The sequence below is a fragment of the Ruegeria sp. HKCCD6157 genome (assembly GCF_013110685.1).
Classification (GTDB): Bacteria; Pseudomonadota; Alphaproteobacteria; order Rhodobacterales; family Rhodobacteraceae; genus Ruegeria.
This window is the reverse complement of record NZ_WVRB01000001.1, coordinates 1593518-1619127: the sequence shown is the minus strand read 5'-3', so window position 1 is coordinate 1619127 and position 25610 is coordinate 1593518. Positions and strand designations below refer to the sequence as shown.

Here is a 25610-nt window from a genome sequence, read left to right as displayed (position 1 = left end):
CGCTGTCGCGGGCTGCGGTTTCGCGCCAGTTGATTCGGGTGTTTTGATTCGCAGGGTGTGCGGATTTCCGCACAAACTGGAAGATTGCTGTGCGGAATTTCGCACTCGGGGTTTCGAGTGCGTCAAGTATCCATTGCAGAACGGTTCATAACCTTAGGAAATAAAATCACTAAATAGAAACTCGAGGAGCAAAAAACAAATCGTTGAGTGGATCGTGCCGATTCGTTTCACTTCGCTGCATCTGATACCGAATTGGTGTCGAAGGACAGTTTCAAGGAAGTCTGGGAGGAAAAGACAGATGAAATTCCTGACAACGGCAGCAACCGCTCTGGCGCTGACAGTCACAGCCACCGCAGGGATGGCAGCCTGTGACGATGGTGAAATCGTCGTCAAGTTCGCGCATGTGACCAACACTGACAAACACCCCAAGGGCATTGCCGCATCGCTGCTGGAACAGCGCGTCAATGACGAGATGAACGGCGTGATGTGCATGGAGGTCTATCCGAACTCGACCCTGTACAACGACGACAAGGTGCTGGAAGCGATGTTGCAGGGCGACGTTCAGCTGGCCGCACCGTCGCTGTCAAAGTTCGAGAAGTTCACCAAGCAGTTCCGCCTGTTTGACCTGCCTTTCATGTTCAAGAACATCGATGCTGTGGATGCATTCCAAGCTTCGGCCGATGGGCAGGCGATGAAGGACAGCATGCAGCGCCGTGGCCTTCAGGGGCTGGCCTTCTGGCACAACGGCATGAAGCAGATGTCGGCCAACAAGCCGCTGGTCGATCCGTCGGATGCAAACGGTCTGAAATTCCGCGTGCAGTCTTCGGACGTTCTGGTGGCACAGATGGAGGCCATTGGTGGCAGCCCGCAAAAAATGGCGTTCTCGGAAGTTTACGGCGCGCTGCAACAGGGGGTTGTGGATGGTCAGGAAAACACCTGGTCGAACATCTATGGCAAGAAGTTCTTCGAAGTGCAGGACGGCATCACCGAGACCAACCACGGCATCATCGACTATCTGGTCGTGACCTCTGTGGATTGGCTAGACAGCCTGGATCCGGACGTGCGTGACCAGTTCCTGACCATTCTGGCTGAAGTCACGGAAACACGGAACAAAGAAGCCTTTGCCGTGAACGAAGCAGCCAAAGCCTCGATCGTTGAAGCAGGTGGTGTCATCCGCGAGTTGACCCCGGAACAGCGTCAGGCCTGGGTTGATGCGATGAAGCCCGTTTGGGACCAGTTCGCAGGTGACGTGGGTCAGGACAAGATCGACGCGGCTCAGGCCATCAACGCCGGCTTCTGAATCTGGCTAAAGGCCGCGCGTCCGGGGACTGGGGAGTATTCGACGCGCTGGCCGGGCGGGCTGAACAAGCCCGCCCAACACTCTCTCATCACAAAAAATGCGGGGACAGAAAGATGTCTGGTGCGAATTCCGGCCAAGGCGGGCTGGTCGACCATATCGAAGAAACCCTGATCGCGTGTCTGTTGGGCCTGATGACGGTCGTTACATTTGCCAACGTGATCGCGCGGTTTGTTTTCAATTCCAATATCCTGTGGGCGCTTGAACTGACGGTGTTCACTTTTGGCTGGCTGGTGCTGCTTGGTGCCTCTTACGCGGTCAAGAAACACTCTCATCTGGGTGTTGATGCGATCCTGAACATGCTGGCCCCGGCGCCGCGTCGCATTCTGGCGCTCATCGCCGTCGGGTGCTGTCTGGTGTTTTCGCTACTGTTGCTGAAAGGCGCCTATGACTATTGGGCGGTTTTCGCGGATCTGCCGCCGACATCCGGACGCTGGTTCCCGACCGGGTTCAACTTCGACGCCCGCAGCCAGAGTTTCTATGAGGTAGACGATATCCCGATGGTCGCTCCGCTGCGGTTTCTGGAAGACCTGATCAACTATGGCGAAGGGTACGAAAAGCTTCCCAAAGTGGTGCCTTATCTGGTGCTGCCGGTATCGATGCTGCTGCTGGTGATCCGGTTCGCCCAGGTTGCCGTTCAGATCTGGCGTGGCGAAACGGATCGCCTTGTCGCCAGCCACGAAGTCGAGGACGAGATCGAAGAAGTCCGCGCTCAGCAAGGAGAGCACAACTAATGGACGTCGTACTTCTTTTCTCGATGGTCGTCGGCCTGCTGCTGATCGGTGTGCCGATTGCGGTTGCGCTTGGCCTCAGCTCGACCTTGTTTCTGCTGATCTACTCGGACAGTTCACTCGCTTCTGTCGCGGGCACTCTGTTCGAGGCTTTTGAGGGGCATTTTACCCTGCTGGCGATCCCGTTCTTCATCCTGGCGTCTTCCTTCATGACAACAGGTGGTGTCGCACGACGGATCATCCGGTTCTCGATCGCCTGTGTCGGGCATTTGCCCGGCGGGCTGGCAATTGCGGGCGTCTTTGCCTGTATGCTGTTCGCCGCCCTGTCCGGGTCGTCTCCGGCGACCGTGGTCGCCATCGGCTCGATCGTCATCGCGGGGATGCGTCAGGTGGGCTATTCCAAGGAATTTGCCGCCGGTGTGATCTGCAACGCGGGGACACTGGGTATTCTGATCCCTCCGTCCATCGTCATGGTCGTATATGCCGCCGCTGTTGAAGTCTCGGTTGGGCGCATGTTCCTTGCAGGTGTTATTCCCGGTCTGATGGCCGGTTTGATGCTGATGATCACCATCTATGTCATGGCCAAGGTCAAGAACCTGCCCAAGGGCGAATGGAAAGGCTGGGGAGAGATCTTTACCTCGGCCCGTGAGGCCGGTTGGGGTCTTTTCCTGATCGTCATCATTCTGGGTGGTATCTATGGTGGCATCTTCACGCCGACCGAAGCCGCCGCAGTCGCCGCAGTCTACGCGTTCTTCATTGCCAGCTTTGTGTACAAGGACATGGGCCCGCTGAGCACGGAAGAAGGCACCCAGAACCTGCCGCTGCTGAAAAAACCCCATGCGCTGATCACGGCTTTCTTTCACCCGGACACCAAGCATACGCTGTTCGAGGCTGGCAAGCTGACGGTCACGCTGCTGTTCGTGATCGCCAACGCGCTGATCCTCAAGCATGTTCTGACCGACGAACAGGTGCCGCAGCATATCGCCGAAGCGATGCTGTCGGCGGGCCTTGGCCCGGTGGCTTTCCTGATCGTGGTAAACGTGATCCTGCTGATCGGCGGTCAGTTCATGGAACCGTCTGGCCTGCTGGTCATCGTGGCGCCCCTGGTGTTCCCGATCGCTATCGAGCTGGGCATCGACCCGATCCATCTGGGTATCATCATGGTGGTCAACATGGAGATCGGGATGATCACGCCTCCGGTCGGTCTGAACCTGTTCGTGACTTCGGGTGTTGCGGGTATGCCGATGATGAGCGTTGTGAAGGCGGCGCTGCCCTTCCTTGCGGTGCTGTTCGTCTTCCTGATCATGGTGACGTATATTCCGTGGATATCGACCTTCCTGCCCAACACCTTCATGGGGCCGGAAATAATAACCAACTAGACTGCCTGAAAACTGAACAAAGCCGGGTGGTGTCAACTGCCCGGCTTTTTCGTGTCTTGAAACCGCGCGATGGGTTCTTATCTGAGGCACAGAGGACGACCTCTGCTTTCTGGGACATCATTCGGGACGACCCGTACGGATACGAGGTTGTCTTATGCCCTGGATCTTTCTTCTGTTTGCTGGCCTTTTGGAAATTGTCTGGGCGGTTGCCATGAAGCAGTCGGCCGGTTTTTCCCGATTGTGGCCGACGGCCGTGATGAGCGTTTCGATGTTGGGCTCATTTGGTCTGCTGGCGCTTGCAATGCGCGACTTACCGTTGGGGACCGCATACACGATCTGGACTGGGATCGGTGCGGTGGGGGCGTTCAGTGTCGGTATTCTGTTTCTTGGCGAAGCCCTGACACCTGCGCGGATCGCAGCTGCGGTTCTGATCGTGACAGGCCTTGTGGTGATGAAGCTTTCCTGAAGCCCTTGACTGGCCAAGCCAAAGTACTTCGGCAGTTTGTAGCACACACACGCGGCTCGGAATTTTGACCGGCTCTGACAGACGCATTTTGCGTGGCTCCTGAAAAGGCGGAGGCCGGATTTGACGACGGCGGATGTCGCATCGGATCGGTTCTGGCGCGGGATGGCGGAGTTGTCTCACAAGGTCGCAATCATCCTGTACAGGGCGGCAACCCGACCGTGCTGGAAGAGCTGGATGCCCTGCGCAAGGCGGGGCGTCAGAAAACGTATCGCGCCATTACCCAGTTTAATTTTGTTCGCTTCCCATCGCTCAGTTCGGAATCCCGCGTATCTTCGTCAACTCACGGAGTTTCGTGCGCAAGGCAGGATTTTTGTACGATCAAAGGGGACGGGCCTGTTGTAGTGAACAACCCTGACTGCAACGCGTTGAAGCGACGATCTATTGAATAACCGATCCTTGGGCCGAAGAAACTGCGGGATGAAGTCTGGAATTAGGCGCCTTCCAGCGCTTGAATGATTCCCGAGAAATCAGACGCTTTCAAGCTGGCCCCGCCCACAAGTGCGCCATCGACGTTGGAAACTGAAAATATGTCCGCCGCATTTCCGGGTTTCACCGAACCGCCATAAAGCAGGCGGACGGAACGGCCCACGCCTTCGCCAAAGCGGCGCTCCAGCCGGGCGCGCATGAAGTCGTGAACTTCCCCGATTTCTTCCAGGGTGGGAACTTTGCCGGTGCCAATTGCCCAGATCGGTTCATATGCGACGATCAGGTTCTCGCCGGTTGACTGATCCGGGATCGACCCGGACATCTGGCCGCCGATGATGTCGAGCGTATTGGCCGCTTCGCGCTGCTCAAGGCTTTCGCCGACGCAAATGATCGCCTTCAGACCTGCATCCATTGCTGCGCGCGCCTTGGCCCGCACATCTTCGTCATGTTCACCGTGGTCCACGCGGCGCTCGGAATGGCCCAGGATGACCGACGTTGCACCGGCATCCACCAGCATATCCGCACTGATATCTCCGGTATGCGCGCCTGATTTTGCGGCATGACAGTCCTGACCACCGACAGAGATGGCAGTGCCCTGAACGGCAATTGATGCGCGGCTGAGCAGTGTTGCCGGTGGGCAAATCAGGATTTCCACCGATGCCGCCGGGTGGATCTGAGACAGCGCCTTCAACTCGGTCAGCTCAGCGCCGGTCCCATTCATTTTCCAGTTTCCAGCCGCCAGCTTCTGCCGCATTTCGGTATCTCCCTGATCATCCGATGATTTTAGCATGCGGATAGCATTGTCGGCATCATCTTACAATTCTGCTCGCATGCTGATCCCGGACGGAAACATCGAAGATCGGTCCGCATGGGACGTTCAAATGAAAAGTGATGAGGCGGGCTTAGCCTTGTTGGCCGATGCTTTCGTCAAATTTGATCGACTCACCGCAGCCGCAGGCGTCGACGACGTTCGGGTTCTTGAATTTGAATCCGGATTCCAACAACGACACTTCGTAATCGATTTCGGTTCCAAACAGAAACATCTGGGCCATTGGCGCAATCATGATGCGCGCGCCATCCTGTTCGACGACTTCGTCATGGGGATCTGCCTGATCGACGTATTCCATGGTGTATTCCATGCCTGCACAGCCGCCTTTTTTGACGCCGATGCGCAAACCAGCGTGACCGCCCGAGTCCATCAGGCGGGTAATCTGCTCTGCGGCTTTGGGCGTCATGGTCACAGCCTGTTTGCCGGGGATGCCGAACATGTAAGTCTCCGTTGTCGCGCGTTACACCCAATCTAGGGGCCAAGGCTCGTTTGCTCAAGGCAATGTCGTGTAAAGAAATTGAATTCGCTGGAAAGCTTAGTGTTTCTGCGTCGCCGCTCCGCAAACTTGCTTTGATACGTGAGGCGGGGTTAGCATCGGTCTTATGAAGTTTTGGAACCCTGCCCGAATAGATGGCATGACATGAAGTGGTATAAATATGAATAATTTAGAGTCGAAAGTTAAAGTATCTTTACTTGCGCCCGCACTTTTTTTCGTAAGCGTGTGTGCGATGTCCGACGAAGCTTGGGCGGCCACGGGAACCGAACGGCACCCGGTGAATTGTGCAACGGCGGAAGGGGATCTGCGCGCAATTGCATCGGAAAAGAAACATGCGGAAGACAAACAACTGGAAAGCATTGCTGCCATAACACCTGCCGGGGCTCTGTTGGGGCTGGTCACGGGAACCGAGCAAAAAAGACTGCAAATGCTGTCAGGTGACTACGTCAAGCAATTGGACGCCAGAGCGGCAGAGATCAAGGAAACCTGCAATCTGAATTGATCGTCGTTGTCGGAACAAAAAAAGGACCGTTCTCGGGCAAGAACGGCCCCTATTCTTGAGCTGGGAAGCGGGGGGCGGTCATGGCATACCCAGCCGAAGGCACCGCATACGCGAATGCCACCTTCGGGTGTTATCCGTCAGGAGTGTGACAGGGACTGCACGATAGGATGACAAAAACACCAAAGTTTCGTGACAGTCGGCTGGGGGCAAGTGCCTGATGGCTACATAAAGCCCAATTCCAGGCGCGCCTCATCTGACATCATCTCCATGCCCCAAGGCGGTTCCCAGGTCAGTTCGACATCGACTTCCTTGACGCCCGCAACAGGCTCTATGGCCTCGACAATCCAGCCGGGCATGTCGCCCGCGACCGGACATCCGGGTGCCGTCAGGGTCATGATTACCTTCACGGCGTTGTCCGGAGAAATGTCGATCGTATAAATCAGGCCCAGGTCATAGATGTTGACCGGAATCTCCGGGTCGTAAACCGTGCGGCACGCTTCGACGACTGCCTCGTACAGCGGGTGTTCAATCGTTGACGGCGCAATCAACGGGGTGCCTTCAAACTGTTCGCTCGGGTGGGTCATCTTTGCCTCGGGTCAGTTGCCTGAGTGATTATATAGGGAATACCTGCAACAGCGTCCAGTAGGGGCGTGACGCTCGGGTGAGCGTCACAGTGTCTTAGTCATTGATGTCATGCGTGAAGGTTTTGACCTGACCATGCGGCAAGGCAAAAAGCTTGCGCAGGATAAGCCATGCGATCAACGAAAGAACTGCGAAGATCAGCGCGAGCACATGCAATGACAGTGTCAGGCCGGGGATGACGAGGATAAGGCCGGTGATCGCGGCCCCGATCGCAAAGCCCAAAAAGATGAAACCGGGCAGAACGATTTCCAGGATCCCCAGAGCCAGAGCGGCGGCCAGCCAGATCCACCAGGTCAGCCAAAAGGGATCAGCCATCATCTACCTCCTTTGAGCATTTTGAACGCGTCACCAAAGGCTTCGAGCGCATTGGCAGGCACGACTATGGTCTGCTTGCCGGAACCGTTGCCCAAAGCATTAAGGGCTTCAACCTGTTTCAGTGCAACCTGATACTGCGCAGCCTCGATGCCATTGTCCTGAATGGCCTTGGCGACGACGCCTGTCGCGTATGCCTCAGCCTCGGCCTGAATGCGTCGCGCCTTGGCGGTTTGCTCCGCTGCGTACAGCTCGGCATCGGCGTGCAGTTCGACGGCGCGTTTTTGGCCTTCGGCTTCGGTCACCTGCGCACGGCGGGCGCGTTCTGCGTTCAGCTGTTGCAGCATGGCATCGCGGGTGGCCTGATCCAGATTCACATCCAGTATCTCGGCCCGGGTCACTTCGATTCCCCAATCATCCACTGCGGTTTCAACGCTTTCCTGAATGCGTGTGATCAACTGTGCACGGTTCGACTGCACTTCGTCCAGATCCATCTTGCCGATCTCGGCACGAACGATACCGGCAACCGTGGTGGCAATCGCTCCATCAACGTCGCGGATACGATAGACCGTCTTTTCCGGTTCGAGAATGCGGTAGAAGACAGAGGTGTCGATTTGCACCAGCACGTTGTCCTTGGTGATCGCGTCCTGTGTCGCGTTCGGCAACTGGCGTTCAAGGATCGAGATCTTGTGGCGGGCAACGTCCAGTAACGGAACGATGAAATTGATGCCGGGGCCCAGCACCGAATGCAGTCTTCCAAACCGTTCAACCACGTATTTTTCGGATTGCGGAACGATCTTGATGCCCTTGAAAATAACGATGACCACCAGCACGGCGGCCAGCAGGTAAATGATGTTTGATGAAAGCAGTCCGATGATCTGATCTTCGGTCATTCTGTCCTCTTTTTATTGTGTACTATGGTATACATATGGGGATCGAGTCGCTCGATTTCAACTCTGGTATGGAGGGAAAACCGGCAGATGCAAACGCCTCAATACGGGAATTCAGCATTGAGCGGAACTGCTGTGACTGCTTTGCATCCCGGCTTGTTTGCGGTATCGGGCGGGGATGAAATTGATAATCGATACAGACCCCGGCATCGACGATGCCATGGCGATTGCCTATGCCGCCGCCGCGCCTGAATTTGACCTGATCGGCCTGACCACGGTTTTCGGCAATACGCACGTTCATCAGTCCAGCCGCAATGCCCGTTTCCTGCTGGACAAGCTGGGCCTGGACCTTCCGGTGGCGGAAGGCGCGCCTTTCCCTCTGGGGGCTGACATGCACGTCCCATCGGACCATGTCCATGGTCCCGAAGGGTTTGGCGATCTGACCGAGATTCCCGAGATCGGACGGAACCATGATCTTCCCGCCGCAGAGTTTCTGGCCGAGATGGCCCGGATGCACAAAAACGAGTTGGTGGTATGTGCGGTCGGACCGCTGACCAACATTGCCAACGCCATGCGATTGGACCCGGAATTTGCCGGCAATCTCGGCCGGTTGGTGATCATGGGCGGTGCCGTCTACTGCAAGGGCAACGTTACCGACCATGCAGAAGCCAACATCTATCACGATGCGGTTGCCGCAGATGCGGTCTTTTCCGCACCGCCCGAGACCGTGCTGGTTGGATTGGACGTCACCCTGAAAACACTTTACGAGACCGCGGATTTCGAGGCGCTGGCGCAAAAATCGCCCGGCATGGGATCTTTTCTGCGTGATATCTCTGGATTTTATCTGAATTTTTATAAAGAAATCGGCGGATTGGAAGGGTGCGGCCTGCATGATTCTACCGCCGTGATCGCCTGTTCGCATGGGGCCATGTTCGACATGGTCGAAACCGGGCTGCGTGTTGTGAAGGAAGGCGACCGGATAGGTGCGACGCAACCTGACCGGGATCGTCCCGCAGTTCATGTTTGTCGTGATGTGGATGGGGCGGGTGTCGTGCGTCTGTTTACTGACCGCGTTGCATCCTTGCCCTGACGGGTTGCAAAGACCGATCGGATCGGGCAAATCCTGCCCGGTTCGGCGATCCGAGGCGATGACATGACCCAGCAATTCTCTTTCAAGCTCAAGGCCACAGACGGCAAGGCGCGCACCGGTGTTATCAGCACTCCGCGGGGCGAGGTGCGGACACCTGCCTTCATGCCGGTTGGTACCGCCGCGACGGTCAAGGCGATGATGCCGGAAAGCGTCCGGGCCACCGGGGCCGACATCCTGCTAGGCAACACCTATCACCTGATGCTGCGCCCCACGGCCGAGCGGATTGATCGCCTGGGCGGGTTGCACAAGTTCATGAACTGGGACCGACCGATCCTGACGGACTCGGGGGGGTTTCAGGTCATGTCGCTGGCCGGTTTGCGGAAGCTGACCGAAAAGGGTGTGACCTTCAAATCCCATATTGATGGATCGAAGCACGAGCTGACGCCAGAAAGATCAATGGAAATTCAGCGCCTTCTGGGTTCCGACATCGTGATGTGCTTTGACGAATGCCCTGCATTGCCTGCAAATCGCGACCGGATCGCCGAGTCCATGCGTTTGTCGATGCGTTGGGCCGAGAGGTCCCGTGACGCATTCGGGGATCGTCCGGGGCATGCTCTGTTCGGAATCATGCAGGGCGGTCTGGAGCGGGATCTGCGGGAAGAAAGCGCCGAGGCGTTGAAGAAGATTGGTTTCGAAGGCTACGCCGTTGGCGGTCTGGCAGTGGGCGAGGGGCAGGAGGCCATGTTCGACTGTCTCGATTATGCGCCTGATTTCCTGCCCATGGACAAGCCGCGTTACCTGATGGGCGTTGGCAAGCCGGATGACATAGTCGGAGCAGTGGCGCGCGGGATCGACATGATGGATTGCGTTCTGCCCTCGCGCTCGGGCCGTACCGGTCAGGTGTTCACGCGCTACGGCGTGGTGAACATCAAGAACGCGCGTCATGCGGATGATCCACGCCCGCTGGATGAAAACTGTTCTTGCCCGGCCTGTTCGAACTATTCACGTGCCTACCTGCACCATGTGTTCCGCGCCAACGAAATGATCTCGGGCATGTTGCTGACCTGGCACAACCTGCATTACTTTCAGGAAATCATGCAGGGAATGCGGGACGCGATCGCTGAAGGCTCATTCGAAGCGTGGCAGGCCGCGTTCAACGCGCAACGCGCGCAGGGCGATATCGAGCCCTTGTAACCTGTCCGTCCAGATGACAAATGCGGGGTTTTCCGGTATTCTGAAACCACTTTGTTCAAAGTTGTTTTGTTTGTGACCCGGAGAATTTTTGATGTTCCGCTTTTTCCTCGGCGCAGTCATTTTTTGCGCATCCCCTGCCGTTGCTGACGTCTGGACTTTTGAAACCCCATCCGAAAACATTCAGTGTTCAGTGGGAGAAAGCGCGGATTCATCGGACATCCAGTGCACGATTATTGAAAAATACGGCCCGCCTGCGATGCCGCGCCCCGCGAATTGTCAAACTGACTGGGGGCATGATTTCCTGATGTTCGATACCGGCCCAGTGGAATTGCTGTGCCAGCCACTGAACCGGAGCCGGGACGGATTTGACCGTGCGGAATACGGTGTCACCGGTCGGTTCGGAGGATTTACCTGCACCTCCTCCACGAAAGGTCTGGAATGTCGCAACCTGGATGGCCACGGGTTTTTTCTGTCCCGGGCGGTGCAGCAGGTGTTCTGACCCCGAAATTGCGCATTGCATATGCATGCTACACTAATTTCGGTGGATATGTTCCCGGGACATCTTGCAGTCCCGAAAACCTCGGTTCATGCTGCGAAACGATACATGGCGATAAGGTTGAAAAAGGGCGATGAGGCCCCACCTTTATCGTCCAAGACAGGAGATGGCCGGATGTTGCCTCGATGAGGGACAAGCGCCATCTTGCCAACGATAAGGATAGAGCATGCAAGAGCCTCTGAATTCCTCATACCCCGTCCTGCCGCTGCGCGATATCGTGGTGTTCCCACATATGATCGTGCCGCTTTTCGTGGGCCGAGACAAATCGGTCCGCGCGCTGGAAGAGGTGATGCAGGATGACAAACAAATTCTGCTGTCCAGCCAGATTGACCCCAGCGTCGACGACCCGGATGAGAACGGTATTTACCAGTCCGGTGTTCTGGCCAATGTGTTGCAGCTGCTGAAACTGCCCGACGGCACCGTCAAAGTGCTCGTCGAAGGGCAGGCGCGCGTGCAGATCACCGAGTTTCTTGAAAACGAAGAGTTTTTCGAGGCGCGGGCGGAATATCTGACAGAAATCCCGGGTGACGTCACCACGACCGAAGCCCTGTTGCGCACCGTCGCGGACGAGTTCGAGCGCTATGCCAAGGTGCGCAAGAACATCCCCGAAGAAGCGCTGACGGCCGTGGGTGAAACCACCGAGCCGGCAAAGCTGGCCGACCTTGTGTCGGGCCATCTGGGCATCGAGGTCGAACAAAAGCAGGACCTGCTGGAAACACTCAGCGTCAGCGAGCGGCTTGAAAAAGTCTATGGCCTGATGCAGGGCGAAATGTCGGTTCTGCAAGTCGAGAAAAAGATCAAGACCCGCGTCAAATCCCAGATGGAGAAGACCCAGCGCGAGTATTATCTGAATGAGCAGATGAAGGCCATTCAGAAAGAGCTTGGCGATGGCGAGGACGGCGCGAACGAGATCGCCGAACTGGAAGCCAAGATCGCCGAGACCAAGCTGTCGAAGGAAGCGCGCGAGAAGGCGGAAGGCGAGCTGAAGAAGCTCAAGAACATGTCGCCCATGTCAGCCGAAGCAACCGTGGTGCGCAATTATCTGGACTGGATTCTGTCTTTGCCGTGGGGCACCAAATCCCGCGTCAAAAAGGATCTGGGTCGTGCGCAGGATATACTGGACGCCGATCACTATGGCCTTGAAAAGGTCAAGGAGCGGATCGTCGAATATCTCGCCGTTCAGCAGCGTTCGAAAAAGCTGAAAGGCCCGATCTTGTGCCTTGTTGGCCCTCCGGGCGTGGGTAAGACATCGTTGGGTAAGTCCGTCGCCAAAGCCACGGGGCGTGAATTCATTCGCATCTCGCTGGGTGGTGTACGCGACGAATCCGAGATCCGCGGCCACCGTCGGACCTATATCGGGTCGATGCCCGGTAAGATCATCCAGGCGCTGAAAAAGGCGAAAACCACGAATCCGCTGATCCTGTTGGATGAAATCGACAAGATGGGGCAGGACTTCCGTGGCGACCCGGCCTCGGCCATGCTGGAAGTGCTGGACCCGGAACAGAACAATACGTTCATGGATCACTATCTTGAGGTCGAATATGACCTGTCCAACGTGATGTTCCTGACCACGTCCAACAGCTATAACATGCCCGGGCCGTTGCTGGACCGGATGGAGATCATCCCACTGGCCGGCTATACCGAGGATGAAAAGCGCGAGATCGCCAAGCAGCACCTGATCGCCAAGCAGGTCAAAAACCATGGTCTGAAAACCAAGGAATTTGAGCTGACCGATGAGGCGCTGCAAAAGATAATCCGCACCTATACCCGGGAGGCCGGTGTGCGGAACCTCGAGCGCGAAATCGCCAAGGTGGCACGGAAAGCGCTGACCAAGATCATCAAGAAAGAGGCGGAAACCGTTACGGTCACGCCAGAAAACCTGGATGAGTTCCTGGGCGTACCAAAGTTCCGCTACGGTCTGGCCGAGCAGGACGATCAGGTCGGTGTCGTGACCGGTTTGGCCTGGACCTCGGTCGGGGGCGATCTGCTGCATATCGAGGCGCTGAAGCTTCCCGGCAAAGGTCGGATGAAGACGACAGGCAAGCTGGGCGATGTGATGAAAGAATCCATCGATGCGGCGTCGTCATATGTGCGGTCGATTTCTCCCAAGATCGGAGTGAAGCCGCCTCAGTTCGACAAGATCGACATCCATGTGCACGTGCCGGATGGCGCAACGCCCAAGGATGGTCCGTCGGCTGGTCTGGCGATGGTGACTTCGATTGTCTCGGTTCTGACAGGTATTCCTGTTCGTAAGGACATCGCCATGACGGGCGAGGTTTCGTTGCGCGGGAACGCGATGCCAATTGGCGGCTTGAAAGAGAAACTGCTGGCTGCGTTGCGCGGTGGTATCAAGACGGTCCTGATTCCGGAAGAAAACGAAAAGGACCTGGCGGATATTCCGGACAATGTGAAGGAAGGCTTGAAGATCATCCCGGTCAAGCACGTCTCGGAGGTTCTTGAGCATTCTCTGGTTCGTACACCGGAGCCGGTTGAATGGGACGAAGCCGCCGAGGAGGCCGCCGCTGCCGCAGCAGCCTCGTCAGGGGCGACGGGGCCATCGGCCACGGCACACTAAGTAGATTGAGCGAATGAAAAAGGCGGGGCGAATGCCCTGCCTTTTTTACAATCCAATGACGGGTTGCTTTGGATCAAGTATTTCTTCTTCGGCTCTGTATTCATTGAATTTTTTTTCTGGCAGCGCTGAGCGGACGGCAAGAACGAAAATGATCGACGAAAACAGGAAGCAAAGCAGAAGGTCCCAGCCAAACGGGATCTGCTTCAACGATCCGGCTCCGAATTGCCCAAGGAATGAGATCAGCCCAAGACCTGAGAAATAAGGCACAAGCCACAGGGCCTCGGTAACGTCCATTTCGTCCAAACGTCCCCGGAACCGGATCAGCAACAGAATTTTCCCGACAATCAGCGCGATGCCAAGCCGCCAGACCGTGTCCCATCCGCTCCAATAGACGATCATCGTGGCGATGGCGAAGGCCGTCAGCGCGACAAGTCGCACGGCCGGTATTCGGATCGATCTGGGATGATCTGGCATAAGGTTTCGCAGGCAAACCACGGCTATGGGCCCGACGGCAAATGACAAGACGATGGCCGCACCGTTCAGGGCAATGACGGTGGTAAAGGGTACTGTCAGCAGGAAAACCGTTCCGATCAGAAAGTTCAGCCCCAGCGCCCACAGCGGAACCCCGAATGACGACAAAACCTGCAACCGTTTGGGCAGGAAACTGTTTTTTGAAAGGGCGAGAGCGATACGGGCGTTCGACCCGGTTGCGACCAGCCCGTTTCCAAAGGGGCCTATCACGGATCCGACATTCAGAAGGCTCAGAAACCAGACCAGCCCGACAGACATGATGATAGCGTCCAGTGGTCCTTCGCCACCAAAGCTCAACTGTGCCCATCCTTTGGACAGCATGGATGGGTCCAGCGCACCGATGAAGGCCACTTGCAAGCCAAGGTAGATGACGGCGCAAAGAACAATCGACAACACCAATGCGGCCGGAATTGCAAATTTTGGATTTCGAACTTCGCCAGCCATATCAACCACATGGCGAAAGCCGATGAATGAAAAAATAACGCCCCCGGTGGAAACGGCGGCCATGATACCCTGCGCGCCGTAGGGCGCAAAACCATCCGGTTGGGTGAAGTTCTCGAAGTTGAACCGGCTTGCGACAAGCAGAATGGACAGGACGACTGGTATGGCGATCTTGGCCCAGGTCAGCGCAGCATTGACGCGCGTGAAGAACTTGACCCCAAGCGCATTCACCGCGACGAACAGCAGCATGAAAACCAGCGCAACGAAAATACCCGCCCCGGTCAAATCACCTGTCTCGGCCGTATGCAACCAAGGCGCATACGGCGCCAGGTATTTCAGCATGGCCTCGACTTCGATGGGCGCCGTGGTGTTGTAGCCGATCCAGGCGGTCCATCCCATGGCCATCGAAACGATATTGCCATGCGAAAACTGAGGCACGCGCGCGATCCCTCCGGGAATGGGCAGCATGGCGGAAATCTCTGCGAAGGTGATGGCCAAAATGAACATGGCAACCGCGCCGATTATCCACGAGATCGTGGCCGCGGGCCCTGCATGCTGAACGGCCAGAAGGGGGCCGAATAACCAGCCCGAACCGATGATTCCTCCGACTGAAATGAAGGTCAGTCCCAGCAGGCCGATGTCGCGCTTTAACCCCGTCATGGTGACCTCAGCCTTTGTGTGTGGCCTTTGATCGGGCCAAATAGGGCAAGATAGCCGCCGAACGCGCGACATGGCAAGCCCGCTGGTTTCAAGCGAAAATCCGAAAAAGGGATGGTGGGTGATAAGAGATTTGAACTCCTGACATCTTCGATGTGAACGAAGCGCTCTACCACTGAGCTAATCACCCATGACATGCGGTCATATCTTCCGCGGGGGTGCGCTGCAAGGGAAATTGAACAATTCGCGCGGGCAAAAAACAGCGGGCAAACAAAAAACTGGATTCTGACAAAAAACTGCAAAACGCCGCTTGACGCTGCCCGACCGTGGCCATAATACACCCAAACGTTCAGCAATGAACATGCAGCGGGCGGTTGTAGCTCAGTTGGTTAGAGTACCGGCCTGTCACGCCGGGGGTCGCGGGTTCGAGCCCCGTCAACCGCGCCATCGCTGCCAACCTTGGTCCAGGATAAAGGCCATGAAATAGATGCGCGGTTGTAGCTCAGTTGGTTAGAGTACCGGCCTGTCACGCCGGGGGTCGCGGGTTCGAGCCCCGTCAACCGCGCCATTTTCTCCTCAAAATTATGAATCCGCCAGACAGCCATGCATTGAGCTGTTCGATTCCATGCACATCGTTTGATTTGGTCGGCGAAAACCTGTACGTTCACTAAATGTTCTAACTTTTCTGTTGGAGACTCGGGCAAGCTCGCCTATCTCTAAACCACTTGTTTGTTGGGGGCCGGAAATGGCTGAGCTGAAGAATATAGAGGTGCGCGGCGCGCGCGAGCATAACCTCAAAGGCATCGATGTCGACATCCCTCGGGATCAGTTGGTGGTGATCACCGGGCTGTCCGGTTCGGGCAAGTCGTCGCTGGCGTTCGACACGATTTATGCCGAAGGTCAGCGCCGTTATGTCGAAAGCCTGTCCGCCTATGCGCGGCAGTTTCTCGACATGATGGAAAAGCCCGATGTTGACCATATCAGTGGACTGTCTCCGGCGATCTCCATTGAACAGAAAACGACCTCGAAGAACCCGCGCTCGACTGTGGGGACCGTCACCGAGATCTATGACTATCTGCGTCTGTTGTTCGCGCGCGCAGGCACGCCGTACAGCCCGGCCACCGGCCAGCCGATCGAGGCGCAACAGGTGCAGGACATGGTCGACCGCATCATGGCGATGGAGGAGGGCACGCGGGGTTATCTGCTGGCTCCGATCGTGCGCGACCGCAAAGGTGAGTACCGGAAGGAATTTCTGGAACTGCGCAAGCAGGGGTTCCAGCGCGTAAAGGTGGATGGTGAGTTCCATGAGCTGGATCAGCCCCCGACATTGGACAAGAAGTTCCGTCACGATATTGACGTTGTGGTCGACCGCCTGGTTGTTCGTGAAGGCATGGAAACGCGTTTGGCCGATAGCCTGCGCACCGCTCTGGATCTAGCGGACGGAATCGCGATTCTGGAAACCGCCCCACGAGAAGGAGAGCCGGAACGGATTACCTTCAGCGAGAATTTTGCCTGCCCGGTCAGCGGTTTCACAATCCCGGAGATTGAACCGCGCCTGTTTTCGTTCAATGCGCCATTCGGAGCTTGCCCGGATTGTGACGGCTTGGGGGTCGAGCTGTTCTTTGACGAGCGTCTCGTGGTGCCGGATCAGACGCTGAAACTGTATGACGGGGCCCTGGCACCATGGAGGAAAGGCAAGTCGCCGTATTTCCTTCAGACCATTGAGGCCATCGCGCGTCATTATGAGTTTGACAAGAACACGCCTTGGAAAGACCTGCCCAGCAAAGTGCAGCAGGTGTTCCTGCGGGGCTCGGGCGATGAGGAGATCCAGTTCCGCTATGACGAGGGCGGACGGGTGTACCAGGTGACACGCAGCTTCGAAGGCGTGATTCCGAATATGGAACGGCGTTATCGCGAAACGGATAGCGCGTGGATACGCGAGGAATTCGAACGGTACCAAAACAACCGCCCGTGCGGCACCTGCGAAGGGTATCGTCTGCGCGCCGAAGCCTTGGCCGTGAAGATCGCGGGGCTGCATGTCGGTCAGGTGGTACAAATGTCCATCCGCGAAGCGCTTGCCTGGATCGAGGATGCTCCGAACCATCTGAGCGCTCAGAAGAATGAGATCGCCCGGGCCATTCTGAAGGAAATCCGCGAGCGGTTGGGTTTCCTGAATAATGTTGGTTTGGAATACCTTACGCTATCTCGTTCAAGTGGAACCCTGTCAGGCGGCGAAAGTCAGCGTATCCGTTTGGCAAGCCAGATCGGATCGGGCCTGACCGGGGTTCTTTATGTGTTGGACGAGCCCTCGATCGGCTTGCACCAGCGTGACAATGACCGGTTGCTTGGTACGCTCAAGAATCTGCGGGATCAGGGCAACACCGTGATTGTTGTCGAACATGACGAGGAAGCCATCCGCGAAGCCGATTATGTGTTCGACATTGGCCCCGGCGCCGGCGTTCATGGCGGGCAGGTGGTCAGCCACGGCACGCCCGAGCAGATCGCAGCGGATGCGGCCTCGATCACGGGGCAGTACCTGTCGGGCGTTCGCGAGATTCCGGTGCCCGCCGAGCGGCGCAAGGGGAACAAGAAAAAGGTAACGGTGGTAAAGGCTTCGGGCAACAACCTCAAAAACGTGACGGCCGAATTTCCTTTGGGCAAGTTTGTTTGTGTCACGGGTGTATCTGGCGGCGGTAAGTCGACCCTGACGATTGAGACGTTGTTCAAGACCGCCTCGATGCGCCTGAATGGCGCGCGGCAGACGCCTGCGCCTTGTGAGACAATCAAGGGTTTGGAGCATCTGGACAAGGTCATCGATATCGACCAACGCCCGATTGGGCGGACTCCGCGGTCGAATCCGGCAACCTATACCGGGGCCTTCACCCCGATCCGTGACTGGTTCGCCGGGCTGCCCGAGGCGAAAGCGCGGGGATACAAGCCGGGCCGTTTCAGCTTTAACGTGAAGGGCGGCCGCTGTGAGGCCTGTCAGGGGGACGGCGTCATCAAGATCGAGATGCACTTCCTTCCCGACGTCTATGTCACCTGCGAAACCTGCAAGGGCGCGCGGTACAATCGCGAGACGCTCGAGATCAAGTTCAAGGGCAAGTCCATTGCGGATGTGCTTGATATGACGGTGGAAGACGCGCAGGAGTTCTTCAAGGCGGTGCCATCGATCCGCGACAAGATGGATGCGCTGGCCCGCGTTGGTCTTGGCTATATCAAGGTGGGTCAACAGGCGACCACGCTGTCGGGTGGTGAGGCGCAGCGCGTAAAACTGTCCAAGGAACTGTCGAAACGATCAACCGGGCGGACGCTCTATATTCTGGACGAACCGACCACGGGTCTGCATTTCGAAGATGTACGCAAGCTGTTGGAAGTGCTGCATGAATTGGTCGATCAGGGCAATACCGTCGTGGTGATCGAACACAATCTGGACGTGGTGAAAACCGCCGACCACATCATCGACATCGGGCCTGAAGGCGGCGACGGCGGTGGTGAGATCGTAGCCGTCGGAGCACCCGAAGAGATCGCTCAAGTCGAACGCAGCCATACCGGTAGGTATCTGAAAACCATGCTCAACCCGGATCGGGTGGCGGCGGAGTAGGCGGCTTCAGGCTGCCTTCACTCCACCGCCTTCCCAGTCAATTTTTCTTGGTTGGGCAGGTGCTGATGCCCAACACCGAGTATATCGGGCATGAATTCAGCAGACCGGTGACCAACGGCACGATGCCGATCCACATCCAGGTTCCGTATCCCAACAGAGCCCCCAGAATAAGCGCGGCGCCTAATGCGATCCGAAGCGTTTTGTCGAGCCCACCCATGTTTTTGGTCATCACGTAAGAGTCCTTTCCAAAAGGTTGCACCCTTTGGGTATCAAACATTCCGCGGGTGGAATATGACTTGGATCAACTTCGCCCACGCTTTTCAAACCGAGGCAGCATGGCGCTGAAATCGCGGCCCAGACCGTCCTCGTTTTCGACGAATTGCTCGTAAAGAGCAGTCGCGGCCTGTCCCATCGGTGTATCCGCATCCGCACTGGATGCGGCCTGTTGGCTGAGGCGCAAGTCCTTCAGCATCAACTCGGCTGCAAATCCAGGAGTATAGTCATTATCGGCTGGGCTTTGCGGGCCAACGCCAGGGGCAGGGCAATAGGCGTTCATCGTCCAGCTGTACCCCGATGAGGTGCTGACCACATCGAACATCTTTTGGCGGTCCAGACCCAGTTTGTCGGCCAGGGCAAAGGCCTCGCACGTGGCGATCATGGTCACGCCGAGGATCATGTTGTTGCAGATCTTGGCGGCTTGGCCGGCTCCGGCTTCGCCGCAGTGAACCGCTTTCTGCCCCATGATGTCGAACAGAGGAGCCGCCTTTGCAAAGGCGTCGTCTGACCCGCCGGCCATGAATGTCAGGGTGCCACCTGCCGCGCCGCCGACCCCCCCCGAAACCGGAGCGTCCACGAACAGCAGACCGGCGCCGCTGGCCCGTTCCGCGACTGCGCGTGCGCTGTCCACGTCAACTGTCGAGCAATCGATCAGCACGGCACCCTTCGCCATGGCGGGAATGATCTGATCTGCAACGGCCCGCAGGATGGCGCCATTCGGCAGCATGGTTATGACTGCATCGGCAGAGGCGACGGCTTCGGTCGCGGTACCGGCTTGAGTCACCCCGTCAACGGCAACACCGGCCGTGTCGAATCCGAGAACCTGATGGCCGGCCTTGGCCAGATTGGCCGCCATGGGCGCCCCCATGTTTCCCAGCCCTATGAACCCGATCTGCATCTCTCAGTCCTCCTCGAATGTCAGGGTGTCCGCACCCAATGGCTGCAACATTTTCGAGACGGCCACCAGGGGGACGTCCATATCGGAAAACTGCCAGTTCGGGTTGCGGTCTTTGTCTATGATCTGCGCGCGGATACCTTCCAGAAAGTCACCATGCTCCATCGCTCGGTGGGTAAAGCGGTATTCCATCTCCAACGCGCGCCGCATGGTAAGCGAGGGGCCACGCAGACGGTGCAGCATCTCGATCGTGCAGGCCACGGAAAGCGGTGCGTTTTTCGTTATTTTTTCCAGAGTTTTGTCTGCAAATTCCTGACCGTCATTGCGCAGGCTGATCAGGATGTCGCCCAGAGTTTCACCGGAAAAATGATTGTCGATATCCGTCAGCGCCACTGCCAATTCACCATTGGGTGGCGTTTCGGAATGTTCGGCCACCAGTTCGGCATTTCCAGACGCTTCGAGAATTTCGATCAGGTCAGACCATTGCGACTGGGGGATGAAATGGTCGGCAAACCCCGCAAAGATCGCGTCCGCAGGCCCCATCCTGAAGCCCGTGGTCCCAAGGAATTCACCCAGTCGCCCCGGTGCAAGGGCCAGCATCAATGACCCGCCGACATCCGGAATCAAGCCAATCGAGCATTCGGGCATGGCAATCCTGGAGCTTTCTCCGACGACACGGTGGCTGCCATGGCAGCCGATGCCGACACCCCCGCCCATTGTAAACCCCTGAAGAAAACTGATGACTGGTTTGGGATATTCGAAGATCAGGGCATTCAGACGATATTCGTCCCGCCAGAACTTCTGGCCATACGCATAATTGCCTTTTGTGCCCGTTTCATAAAGTTCGGCAATGTCACCCCCTGCACAAAAGGCTTTTTCCCCCTCGGCGTCCAGAACTATCAGGTCAACGGCATCGTCTTCCCGCCAGTTGCGCATCGCCGTGTCGATGGCCATGCACATGTCATAGCTCAATGCGTTCAGCGCATGGGGACGGGTCAGGGTGATGCGACCGGCACGGCCTGTGGTGCGGATTTCAATGTCTGACATCGGGGCCTCAGCGATTGGCGAGCAGTTGGCGCGCGACGATCACGCGCATAATCTCGTTCGTGCCTTCCAAAATCTGATGCACGCGAAGATCGCGCACAAGCTTTTCGATGCCGTAATCCGCAAGATATCCGTACCCGCCATGCAGTTGCAGGCACTGATCCACCACCTGCGACCCGGTTTCGGTTACGAATTTCTTCGCCATCGCACAGAATTTCGTGGCATCGGGCGCGCCGTTGTCCAGTTTCCATGCCGCCTGACGCAGGAAGGTGCGTGCCGCCTGTAATTCGATCTCCATATCCGCCAGACGGAACTGAAGGGCCTGGAACTGATCGATGGATTGACCGAACGCCTTGCGCTCGGACATATATTGCAAGGTCATATCCAGCCCGGCTTGAGCAGCCCCAAGTGAACAGGCCGCGATATTGAGCCGCCCGCCATCCAGGCCCATCATCGCGTATTTGAAGCCGTCGCCTTCGGTACCCACAAGGTTGCCAGCGGGAATTTTGCAATCGTCGAACTGAACCTGCGCAGTGGGCTGGCTTTTCCAGCCCATTTTCTGCTCCAGCGCCCCAAAGCTGAGCCCCGGTGTGCCGTCCTCGACATAGACGGTCGAGATCCCCTTGGGCCCGTCCTGACCGGTGCGTACCATGCAAACATAGGCATCTGAATAGCCACCGCCCGAGATGAACGCCTTGGTACCGTTCAACGTATATCCTTCATTGGTGCGTTCGGCGCGGGTTTTCAGCGCCGCCGCGTCAGAGCCGGAACCGGGTTCCGTCAGGCAATAGCTCAGAACCGTATTCAGGCTCAGAACATCCGGCATGATGCGCGCCTTTAGGTCTTCATCCGCGAAATTGTCCAACATCTTGGCGCACATGTTGTGGATCGACAGGAAGGCGGCGACCGAGGGGCAGGCCATCGACAGCGCCTCGAAAACCAGCGTGGCATCCAGGCGGGTCAGATTTGACCCTCCGCTTTCCTCTGAGACGTAAAGCGCGCCGAAACCAAGCTCGCCTATCTGGGGCCACAGGGTTTTGGGAATGGTTCCGTCCGCTTCCCACCGGCGCGCAAAGGGGGCGATGTTTTCCTGCCCGAACGCGTGCGCCATGTCGAATATGGCCGTTTGCTCCTCGCTGAGTGCGAAATCCATGACGCTCCCTCCCGTCGGCAATGAATTGAACGGTTGTTTATTTCTGAATTCTTACAGAAATTTTGCAGGCGCAACAATGAGTCGGTTGAAACGGGTCACAAGCCGGAAACGTTCAGAGATCGGCGTGAAATTCCTCGATCAGGTGGCGCACCACGGCTTGCCCCGGATCGTCACCGCGCGCTGATGCCTCGGCATGAATACGGCGTTGGCGCGTGGCGGATGTTCCGTTTTCAGCAATCTGCCTGAGCCGTGCAAGCTCGGTCATCGTTCCAAGTGCTTCGGTGTCTTCTGCCAACAACCCCATGAGGTCGCCGATCAGTTCGGACATGGGCTTGACCGAACGGTCGCCGAAATCGATCAGCCCTTCACCCACTCCGTAGCGCTGTGCGCGCCAGCGGTTTTCACCAATCAGGAAACGATCATATTGCCGCCAGCGCAGGTTGCGATCTTTCAGACGGCACAGCATCCGGGTCAGTGCCTGAACCAGTGCCGCCAACGACAAAGTGTGTTCCAGACGGGGTTGAACATCCATGATCCGCGTTTCCAAAGTTGGGAAACGATGTGAGGGGCGCAGATCCCACCAGATCTTGGTGGTGTCTTCGATGACCCCAAGCTCGACCAGAATGCCTGTGTTGCGTTCATATTCGCCCCAGCTGGCGAACACGGGCGGCAGCCCGGTGCGGGGCAGGTTGTCGAACACCGTCAGCCGGTATGAAGACAGGCCGGTATCCTCGCCGTTCCAATAGGGCGAAGATGTGGACAACGCCAGAAGATGAGGAAGAAAGTATGACAGTTGCGGCATCAGATCGGCACGCAAGGCAGGGTCCTCGACCCCGACATGTACATGCATCCCGCAGATCAGCATCCGCCGGGCAACGCCGCCCAATGCATGTTGCAGCGCGTCATAGCGTTCTTTCCGCGTGTGGTGTTGATCCTTCCAGTTGGCAAAAGGGTGGCACGAGACGGCGATAGGGGACAGGTTGTATTCAGCAGCCCGTTTCGACACGCATGACCGCAGCCGCTTCAGGTCTTCGCGCGCCGAAGCGACCGTGGCGTGCGGTCTGGTTCCAACCTCGATTTGACATTGCAGGAACTCGGGGCTGACCTGACCTTCGAAATCGCTTTGGCAGGCCGCCATCAGAGCTTCGGGGGCTTCGGACAATTGCAGGCTGTCACGATCCACCAACAGGTATTCTTCTTCGATCCCGAGTGTAAATTCCTGCTGCATGGGGCCCCTCGCAGTTGTCAGTCCCATCAGTGAATACGGAAATTTACGTTTTGCCAAGGGTTTGACAGGCTTGCCCTTGCAGAGAAACGGTTCGCAACGGTAAGGAACATTGCATCACAGATCGCGGAGCCAGCGCCTTGAAACCCAGAAAATTCCCGAAGATCAACGCCGCCCTTGAAGAATTGGGGGTGAAACTGGTCGACAGAGTTGCGGAACAGGATGAACGGGCGCGGCTGGAAGCCTTCGAAGCGGCGGGAGGGTTGACGCGCCCCGCTTATGCGTTGTCGCCAGGGATGGAAGGGTTCGACATCTCTCAACTTGTGGCAGAATACGAGCGTCACAAAGCCGCCCTGGAGGCGCTGAAAGATCCCGCACGCAACCAGACCGGTTATCGTACGGGCAATGGTTACTATGACAGCCCGGATGCGGATGCGTTGTATCTGATGATCCGCCGTTTTCAGCCCAAACGCGTGATCGAGGTCGGATGCGGCAATTCCACCCGTGTGACCCGTCAGGCAATCATCGATGGTAATCTGGATACCACCATTACCGCGGTTGATCCGTACCCACGCGCCGATATCGCCCATGTGGTCGACCGGTTCGAGCAGAAACGTCTTGAAGAAACAGACCCGGCCCTGTTCGCAGAGCTGGAGGCCGGAGACATTCTGTTCATCGATTCCAGCCATGTTGTGCGGATGAGCAACGATGTCGCCCATCTGTTCTGTCGCATCATACCTTCGCTTAATCCCGGCGTGGTGATCCACGTTCACGACGTGTTTTTGCCCTACGAATACCCCAAGCGCTTCTTCTATGACTGCCCAGGTTGGGGAGAGCAGTACGTGTTGCACAGCTTGCTTCAATCTGGCGCGTATTCAATGCTTTGGCCGGGATATTACCTGCAACAGGATCGGCCCGATGCGGTTGCCGCCTTGCCGTTCCTGGCCGAGGGGCGGGCGCAAAGCATCTGGGTGCAGCTCAAAGAAAACTGAAACCAAAGTGATCCATTGCGGCAAAAGGTCCGTACCCCTTTCCATAACACGCTGGAGAGGAGAAGACAGCTATGTTCCGTCGTACATTCATGGGCGCAGCCGCCGCACTTGCATTTGCTATGCCGCTCAAGGCTCAGGCCGCTGATATCGTCGACACCGCCGTTGCCGCCGGGTCGTTCAACACTCTGGTCGCCGCCGTTCAGGCCGCAGGTTTGGTTGATACGCTGAAAGGGGAAGGTCCGTTCACCGTATTTGCGCCCACGGACGAAGCCTTTGCTGCGCTTCCTGAAGGCACTGTCGAGACGCTTTTGAAACCCGAAAACAAGGATCAACTGGTCGCGATTCTGACCTATCACGTGGTGCCGGCCAAGGTTATGTCTGGTGATATCGCGGGCAAACGCGCCAAGGTTCTGACCGTTCAGGGTGATCGATTGAGCGTCAACGCCAAAAACGGTGTGAAAGTGAACGACGCCAAAGTCGTGCAGGCAGACATCGAAGCCAGCAATGGCGTCATCCACGTCGTCGACGCGGTAATCCTGCCGGAATAAACGCTGTCTTCCGAAGACAAGAAAGCCCCGGCGATTGACCGGGGCTTTTGCTTTTCAGAGAGGGTGGATCAGACCAATCGGACCTGTGTGCCAACTTTTACCAGCGGATACAGCTCTTCGACATGCTGGTTGTACAGGCCAATGCAACCTGACGAGCTCTGACGACCGATCTTGCGGGTGTCGTGCGTGCCATGGACAAGATAGGCAGGCCAACCCAGATACATGGCGCGGGTTCCCAGTGGGTTGCCGGGATCGCCACCTTCCATCCGAAGCGGCAGCGAAGGATCACGTTCGCGCATTGATGCCGTAGGTGTCCAGCTTGGGAATTCCGTCTTACGCACAACTTTCGTGTATCCGCGTTTGGTAAGCTCTTCGCTCATGGGTACGGAACTTGGGTACAGTTTGTATGTGCCGTCAGGCCCCCAGTAGTGGACTGCGCGGCTGGTGATATCGGCCAACAGGCAACCAACGCCCAATTCATCGAAATGGTCCTGCCAGTTCTGCTGCGAGAAGGACGATATATTGCGTCGGACTGGCAATTGCGTACTGATCGCGTCTTCCGTTTCAGGGAAAGCATCCGTGCTTTGTGCCCGAACAAGGGCAGGTGTTGCCACCAAAGAGGCCGCGCCCAGCAAGGCAGAGCGACGGGTCATACGGGATTGGGACAAGGTTGCCTCCGATAAGTTCACTGCTCAGTACATCGTTCACGCCAAAATATGGGTGTTGGTTGAATTTTTCC

Annotated in this window: 25 protein-coding genes and 3 tRNA genes; 15 read left to right on the top strand and 13 right to left on the bottom strand. The window is 57.1% G+C overall.

Going from position 1 to position 25610, the window contains the following annotated elements; all coding sequences use genetic code 11:
• The first annotated feature begins 298 nt into the window (after positions 1–298).
• From GS612_RS07785 to GS612_RS07765, 5 genes are all read left to right on the top strand, one after another.
• Entirely contained in the window at positions 299–1300 is a 1002-nt protein-coding gene (locus GS612_RS07785; protein WP_171228666.1) for a DctP family TRAP transporter solute-binding subunit, read from the top strand.
• Positions 1301–1413: 113 nt separating this feature from the next.
• Positions 1414–2091 (top strand): TRAP transporter small permease, encoded by a 678-nt coding sequence (locus tag GS612_RS07780; protein ID WP_152457843.1) that lies wholly within the window; start codon positions 1414–1416, stop codon positions 2089–2091.
• Positions 2091–3467 (top strand): TRAP transporter large permease, encoded by a 1377-nt coding sequence (locus GS612_RS07775; protein WP_171228667.1) that lies wholly within the window; start codon positions 2091–2093, stop codon positions 3465–3467. The genes GS612_RS07780 and GS612_RS07775 overlap by 1 nt, the downstream gene beginning before the upstream one ends.
• A 154-nt stretch (positions 3468–3621) precedes the next feature.
• Positions 3622–3933: a multidrug efflux SMR transporter gene (locus tag GS612_RS07770; protein ID WP_171639576.1), complete on the top strand. Its 312-nt coding sequence runs from the start codon at positions 3622–3624 to the stop codon at positions 3931–3933.
• 92 nt (positions 3934–4025) lie between these two features.
• Entirely contained in the window at positions 4026–4382 is a 357-nt protein-coding gene (locus GS612_RS07765) for a nucleoside deaminase (protein WP_253286108.1), read from the top strand.
• 41 nt (positions 4383–4423) lie between these two features.
• Here the strand turns inward: GS612_RS07765 and tpiA are convergent, their stop codons facing one another.
• Together tpiA and GS612_RS07755 are read right to left on the bottom strand one after the other, a co-directional pair.
• Positions 4424–5173: a triose-phosphate isomerase gene (tpiA, locus tag GS612_RS07760; protein WP_171639575.1), complete on the bottom strand. Its 750-nt coding sequence runs from the start codon at positions 5171–5173 to the stop codon at positions 4424–4426.
• Positions 5174–5321: 148 nt separating this feature from the next.
• Positions 5322–5687: an iron-sulfur cluster assembly accessory protein gene (locus GS612_RS07755; protein ID WP_152457847.1), complete on the bottom strand. Its 366-nt coding sequence runs from the start codon at positions 5685–5687 to the stop codon at positions 5322–5324.
• 289 nt (positions 5688–5976) lie between these two features.
• Here GS612_RS07755 and GS612_RS07750 point away from each other — a divergent pair, with 289 nt between their 5' ends.
• Complete coding sequence (locus GS612_RS07750) at positions 5977–6246, top strand: hypothetical protein (RefSeq protein ID WP_171639574.1); 270 nt, start codon at positions 5977–5979, stop codon at positions 6244–6246.
• Positions 6247–6467: 221 nt separating this feature from the next.
• Here the strand turns inward: GS612_RS07750 and GS612_RS07745 are convergent, their stop codons facing one another.
• The 3 genes from GS612_RS07745 to GS612_RS07735 form a co-directional block, all read right to left on the bottom strand.
• Positions 6468–6830: an SUF system Fe-S cluster assembly protein gene (locus tag GS612_RS07745; RefSeq protein ID WP_152457849.1), complete on the bottom strand. Its 363-nt coding sequence runs from the start codon at positions 6828–6830 to the stop codon at positions 6468–6470.
• A 94-nt stretch (positions 6831–6924) separates the two neighbouring features.
• Positions 6925–7203 carry an NfeD family protein gene (locus tag GS612_RS07740; RefSeq protein WP_171639573.1) on the bottom strand — a complete coding sequence of 93 codons (279 nt, stop codon included), beginning with the start codon at positions 7201–7203 and terminating at the stop codon, positions 6925–6927.
• The gene (locus GS612_RS07735; protein WP_171168338.1) at positions 7203–8093 is read right to left on the bottom strand and encodes an SPFH domain-containing protein; all 891 of its coding nucleotides are present in this window, start codon (positions 8091–8093) and stop codon (positions 7203–7205) included. The genes GS612_RS07740 and GS612_RS07735 overlap by 1 nt, the downstream gene beginning before the upstream one ends.
• Positions 8094–8268: 175 nt before the next feature.
• Here GS612_RS07735 and GS612_RS07730 point away from each other — a divergent pair, with 175 nt between their 5' ends.
• The 4 genes from GS612_RS07730 (at position 8269) to lon (ending at position 13505) form a co-directional block, all read left to right on the top strand.
• Entirely contained in the window at positions 8269–9180 is a 912-nt protein-coding gene (locus GS612_RS07730) for a nucleoside hydrolase (protein WP_171639572.1), read from the top strand.
• Positions 9181–9243: 63 nt separating this feature from the next.
• Positions 9244–10374, top strand: a complete 1131-nt coding sequence (gene tgt / locus GS612_RS07725) for a tRNA guanosine(34) transglycosylase Tgt (RefSeq protein ID WP_171639571.1) — start codon at positions 9244–9246, stop codon at positions 10372–10374.
• Between the two features lie 91 nt (positions 10375–10465).
• Positions 10466–10873 carry a DUF6636 domain-containing protein gene (locus tag GS612_RS07720; RefSeq protein ID WP_171639570.1) on the top strand — a complete coding sequence of 136 codons (408 nt, stop codon included), beginning with the start codon at positions 10466–10468 and terminating at the stop codon, positions 10871–10873.
• A 223-nt stretch (positions 10874–11096) separates the two neighbouring features.
• On the top strand, positions 11097–13505 hold the full coding sequence (lon, locus tag GS612_RS07715; protein ID WP_171639569.1) for an endopeptidase La: 2409 nt from the start codon (positions 11097–11099) through the stop codon (positions 13503–13505).
• Positions 13506–13550: 45 nt separating this feature from the next.
• Here lon and GS612_RS07710 read toward each other — a convergent pair whose 3' ends face one another.
• Entirely contained in the window at positions 13551–15137 is a 1587-nt protein-coding gene (locus tag GS612_RS07710; RefSeq protein ID WP_171639568.1) for an APC family permease, read from the bottom strand.
• Positions 15138–15249: 112 nt separating this feature from the next.
• Positions 15250–15324, bottom strand: a tRNA-Val gene (locus GS612_RS07705).
• A 180-nt stretch (positions 15325–15504) separates the two neighbouring features.
• Here GS612_RS07705 and GS612_RS07700 point away from each other — a divergent pair.
• The 3 genes from GS612_RS07700 to uvrA all read left to right on the top strand — a co-directional run bounded on the left by GS612_RS07700 (position 15505) and on the right by uvrA (position 18738).
• Positions 15505–15581: transfer RNA gene (locus tag GS612_RS07700), tRNA-Asp, on the top strand.
• Positions 15582–15625: 44 nt separating this feature from the next.
• Positions 15626–15702, top strand: a tRNA-Asp gene (locus GS612_RS07695).
• Between the two features lie 177 nt (positions 15703–15879).
• Entirely contained in the window at positions 15880–18738 is a 2859-nt protein-coding gene (gene uvrA, locus GS612_RS07690; RefSeq protein ID WP_152457857.1) for an excinuclease ABC subunit UvrA, read from the top strand.
• Positions 18739–18775: 37 nt separating this feature from the next.
• Here uvrA and GS612_RS07685 read toward each other — a convergent pair whose 3' ends face one another.
• The 5 genes from GS612_RS07685 to GS612_RS07665 form a co-directional block, all read right to left on the bottom strand.
• Entirely contained in the window at positions 18776–18967 is a 192-nt protein-coding gene (locus GS612_RS07685) for a DUF2892 domain-containing protein (RefSeq protein WP_152457858.1), read from the bottom strand.
• Positions 18968–19039: 72 nt separating this feature from the next.
• Entirely contained in the window at positions 19040–19912 is an 873-nt protein-coding gene (gene mmsB / locus GS612_RS07680; RefSeq protein WP_171639567.1) for a 3-hydroxyisobutyrate dehydrogenase, read from the bottom strand.
• 3 nt (positions 19913–19915) lie between these two features.
• Positions 19916–20956 carry an enoyl-CoA hydratase/isomerase family protein gene (locus tag GS612_RS07675; protein ID WP_171639566.1) on the bottom strand — a complete coding sequence of 347 codons (1041 nt, stop codon included), beginning with the start codon at positions 20954–20956 and terminating at the stop codon, positions 19916–19918.
• A gap of 7 nt (positions 20957–20963) precedes the next feature.
• Positions 20964–22106: an acyl-CoA dehydrogenase family protein gene (locus GS612_RS07670; protein WP_171639565.1), complete on the bottom strand. Its 1143-nt coding sequence runs from the start codon at positions 22104–22106 to the stop codon at positions 20964–20966.
• Between the two features lie 112 nt (positions 22107–22218).
• Complete coding sequence (locus tag GS612_RS07665) at positions 22219–23334, bottom strand: carboxylate-amine ligase (protein WP_152457862.1); 1116 nt, start codon at positions 23332–23334, stop codon at positions 22219–22221.
• A gap of 137 nt (positions 23335–23471) precedes the next feature.
• Between GS612_RS07665 and GS612_RS07660 the strand changes: the two genes are divergently transcribed.
• On the top strand, positions 23472–24323 hold the full coding sequence (locus tag GS612_RS07660) for a class I SAM-dependent methyltransferase (RefSeq protein WP_171639564.1): 852 nt from the start codon (positions 23472–23474) through the stop codon (positions 24321–24323).
• Between the two features lie 71 nt (positions 24324–24394).
• Positions 24395–24871 (top strand): fasciclin domain-containing protein, encoded by a 477-nt coding sequence (locus GS612_RS07655; protein ID WP_170344465.1) that lies wholly within the window; start codon positions 24395–24397, stop codon positions 24869–24871.
• Positions 24872–24939: 68 nt separating this feature from the next.
• Here GS612_RS07655 and GS612_RS07650 read toward each other — a convergent pair whose 3' ends face one another.
• Positions 24940–25524: a L,D-transpeptidase gene (locus GS612_RS07650; RefSeq protein ID WP_171639997.1), complete on the bottom strand. Its 585-nt coding sequence runs from the start codon at positions 25522–25524 to the stop codon at positions 24940–24942.
• Positions 25525–25610: the final 86 nt, after the last annotated feature.